Raw genomic sequence first — 3,821 nt, 5'->3', positions numbered from 1 at the left:
AGTTTGAGGCCTCCGTATCCGAGATCGGAGAGCACGTCGAGGCCAGTCTCGAAGTATGACTCCCGGGAGACGCCAGCCACCATGGATGAAAACGATAGTTCGCAACGCTGTTCGTGCCAGCAATTAGACCGCTCAGCTATGTCGGAATTTCGTAACATTTCGGGCGGACACCCCTGATTGACGGCAAAGATGGTTTGCTGGAAGTTAGTGTTTTAACGCCTCCGCAACCGTTTGGTGCCTAATGGCCTGGAGACGTGTGGCACAATTTGACTGTGCCGTATACCGCTACCCGAGGACCTGGCCGCCCACCTGCAGCGAAGGCGGCTGAGACCCGTGAGCGCATTGTGCGTGCGGCGCGCGAGGTTTTCAGCGAACTCGGGTACGACGCGGCGACGTTCCAAGCAATCGCAATACGTGCCGATCTGACCCGCCCAGCCATTAATCATTACTTCGCTAGCAAGCGTGTGTTGTACGGCGAAGTGGTCGAGAAGACCAACGCGATGGTGGTTGCCGCGGGGTTGGCCAAGGTGGCGGGACAAACGTCGCTCCTCAAGAGGTTGACGGCGTTCTTCTCGGCTGCCATGCAGGCGGAATCCCGTGATCGCTCGGCCGCTGCGTTCCTGGTCACGTCGGTGTTGGAATCGCAGCGGCACCCCGAGCTCAGCCGCGACGAGCACAACTCGTTGAAGACGTCCCGAGCCTTCGTGACCTGGGCCGTCAACGATTCCATCGAGCGAGGCGAGCTGACGACGGATGCGGACGTCCCGACGCTGGTCGAGATGTTGGTCGCGGTGATGTGGGGCATGGGTTTCTATGCCGGGTACGTCGGCGGCCACGACGAGCTGACGGCCATCGTCGATAAGCTGGAGCTGCTTTTGGCGAACAAACTCTGGACGCTGGCCGAGTAACTCACCACCTGGCCGAGCGTCCGGCGTGATGTACCACACACAGACGGCTAGCACGGCTAACTTCCTCGGTAGCATTGCGAACAACCTTCAAGCGCTACCACCCGACGGACGGCATTCTCGATGAGCTCCTTGCGCACACATGACGACACCTGGGACATCGCCACCAGCGTCGGCTCCACCGCGGTGATGGTGGCCGCTGCCAGGGCCGGCGAAACCGATCGCGACGAGCCACTGATCCGCGACCCGTACGCGAAGATCCTGGTGGCCGGTGCGGGCACGGGCGTCTGGGAGTTCATGCTCGACGATGCCTTCATCGAGAAGGTGGCGGACGCGGACGCGGAAGCCGCCGCGATCTTCGAGCACATGGGCAATTACCAGGCGGTTCGGACGCACTTCTTCGACGCCTTCTTCGCCGATGCGACCGCGAGCGGAATCCGGCAGATCGTGATTCTGGCGTCGGGTCTGGACTCCCGTGCCTACCGGCTGGACTGGCCCATCGGCACCACGGTCTTCGAGATCGACCAGCCGAAGGTGTTGGAGTACAAGTCGACAACGCTGACGGAGCACGGCGTCGAGCCGTCGGCCGCGCTGCGGCAGGTGCCCGTCGACCTCCGCGTCGACTGGCCTGCGGCGCTGCGCGACGGGGGTTTCGACGAGACCGCGCCGACGGCCTGGTTGGCCGAGGGCCTGCTGATGTATCTGCCCGCCGACGCGCAGGACCTGTTGTTCGAGCGGATCACCGCGCTGAGCGCCCCGGGTAGCCGCGTCGCCGCCGAGACGGTCGGCGTGCATTCGGAGGAGCGGCGCACCCAGATGCGTGAGCGTTTTCAGCAGCTGTCCGCCAAGTTCGAGATGGAGCAGGCGCTCGACGTTCAGGAGCTGATGTACAACGATCCCGACCGCGCGGACGTCACGGAGTGGCTGAACGGTCACGGTTGGACGGCGTCGGGTGTCACCTCGCAGGCGGAGATGCAGCGGCTGGACCGCTGGGTGCTGACCGAGACGACCGACGAGGACGCGTTCTCGACGTTCGTCGTGGGAGAACGCGGCTGAACCAGGGCCGAATGGGGCCGCGAGGCGCACTGGGTAGCCCGCCCGAAGCCTGTCCGCCAACCGGGTGGTTGGTTAGGATCGAAGCTTCCTCGGGTCAGGAAGGACTCCCCCATGACCGCAGAAGCCCCGGCTCCGCCCAGCGCGGCTGCCACCGCCGTCGACGTTCCCGCCGTGGTCGCCCGCGTGCGGAAGACCTTCGCCACCGGCCGCACCCGCGACGTCGCATGGCGAAAGCGGCAGCTGGAAGCGCTTGAGAAGCTGATGGTGGACAACGAGCCCGCCATCGCCGCGGCGCTCGAGCAGGATCTGGGCCGCAAGCCCTTCGAGTCGTGGTTGGCCGACATCGCCAGCACTGCGGGCGAAGCCGCCGATGCCGCCAAGCACGTCGGCAAGTGGACCAAGCGCAAGCATCGGCTGCTGGAGAAGGCGCAGCTGCCGGGGCGCGCCTGGATCGAGTACGAGCCGTACGGCACGGTGCTGGTCATCGGCGCCTGGAACTTCCCCTTCGCGCTGACGCTCGGACCCGCCGTTGGGGCGCTCGCCGCGGGCAACGCCGTCGTCCTCAAGCCGTCGGAGGTGTCGCCCGCGTCCTCGGCGCTGATGGCCGAATTGGTGCCCAAGTACCTGGACCCCGACGCGGTCGCCGTGATCGAAGGAGACGGGGCGGTCAGCCAGGAACTCATCGCCCAGGGCTTCGACAAGCTGTGCTTCACCGGCGGCACCGAGATCGGCCGCAAGGTCTACGAGGGCGCGGCGAAGCACTTGACGCCGGTCACGCTGGAGCTCGGCGGCAAGAGCCCCGTGATCGTCGCCGCGGACGCAGACATCGCCGTCGCCGCCAAGCGGATCGCGTGGACCAAGCTCATCAACTCCGGCCAGATCTGCATCGCGCCCGACTACGTGCTGGCCGACGCGAAGATCCGCGACGAGCTCGTCGCCAAGATCGGTGAGGCCGTCGCGACGTTCGAGGCGGGTAGTTCGGGCAAGCGCATCGTCAACGAACGCCACTTCGACCGCCTGACCACTGCACTGGCCGCCACGAAGGGCACCATCGCGGTCGGCGGGGGCTCGAATGCGGTGTCCATCGAGATCCAGCCGACCGTCGTCGTCGATCCCGCCGTGGACGAGCCACTGATGACCGACGAGATCTTCGGCCCCATCCTGCCGATCGTCACCGTCGGGTCCCTCGACGAGGCAATCGAATTCGTGAACTCGAGGCCCAAGCCGCTGGCGGCCTACCTGTTCACCAAGTCCAAGAGCGTGCGGGAGCGGGTCATCAGGGAGGTGTCGGCGGGCGGCATGTTGGTCAACCACCTCCTCTTCCAGTTCTCGACCACGAAGCTGCCGTTCGGCGGCGTGGGACCGTCTGGGATGGGGGCTTACCACGGCAGGTTCGGCTTCGAGGAGTTCAGCCACCGCAAGTCGGTGCTGACCAAGCCCACCCGACCCGACTTAACTGCCATGATCTACCCGCCGTATACAGAGAAGGCGTGGAAGCTGGCGCGCAAGCTCTTCTGACCGCGCACGCTCGACGAGCTTGATCATTTGTCAACGAAAGGAACTTCATGCCCGGAGTGCAGGATCGCGTCATCGTCGTCACCGGTGCCGGTGGTGGTCTCGGACGTGAATACGCCCTGACCCTCGCCCGCGAAGGTGCCAGCGTCGTGGTCAATGACCTCGGTGGATCCCGCGACGGATCGGGCGCCGGACACAACATGGCCGACGACGTCGTCGCCGAGATCAAGGAAGCGGGCGGCCGCGCCGTCGCCAACTACGACAGCGTCGCCGAGTCCGAGGGCGCCGAGAACATCATCAAGACGGCGCTCGACGAATTCGGCGCCGTGCACGGTGTGGTCAGCA

General features: G+C 65.5%; 4 protein-coding genes and 1 pseudogene. 4 read left to right on the top strand and 1 reads right to left on the bottom strand.

Annotation, left to right across the window (positions count from 1 at the left end):
- Positions 1 to 83 (bottom strand): annotated as a pseudogene (locus ACRDUX_RS09135) (TetR/AcrR family transcriptional regulator); the annotation flags it as partial.
- Between the two features lie 189 nt (positions 84 to 272).
- Between ACRDUX_RS09135 and ACRDUX_RS09130 the strand changes: the two are divergent.
- From ACRDUX_RS09130 to ACRDUX_RS09115, 4 genes are all read left to right on the top strand, one after another.
- Positions 273 to 908, top strand: coding sequence for a TetR/AcrR family transcriptional regulator (locus ACRDUX_RS09130; protein WP_526413114.1), 636 nt, complete (start codon positions 273 to 275; stop codon positions 906 to 908).
- A gap of 120 nt (positions 909 to 1,028) precedes the next feature.
- Positions 1,029 to 1,961, top strand: a complete 933-nt coding sequence (locus tag ACRDUX_RS09125) for a class I SAM-dependent methyltransferase (RefSeq protein ID WP_526413112.1) — start codon at positions 1,029 to 1,031, stop codon at positions 1,959 to 1,961.
- A gap of 111 nt (positions 1,962 to 2,072) precedes the next feature.
- On the top strand, positions 2,073 to 3,479 hold the full coding sequence (locus ACRDUX_RS09120; protein WP_526413110.1) for an aldehyde dehydrogenase family protein: 1,407 nt from the start codon (positions 2,073 to 2,075) through the stop codon (positions 3,477 to 3,479).
- Positions 3,480 to 3,526: 47 nt separating this feature from the next.
- Positions 3,527 to 3,821 (top strand): SDR family NAD(P)-dependent oxidoreductase (locus tag ACRDUX_RS09115; protein WP_526413107.1); only part of this gene is annotated, 295 nt, incomplete at its 3' end.

The organism is Mycobacterium sp. (assembly GCF_050701675.1).
Taxonomy (GTDB): domain Bacteria; phylum Actinomycetota; class Actinomycetes; order Mycobacteriales; family Mycobacteriaceae; genus Mycobacterium.
This window is presented reverse-complemented; position numbering and strand designations above follow the sequence as displayed.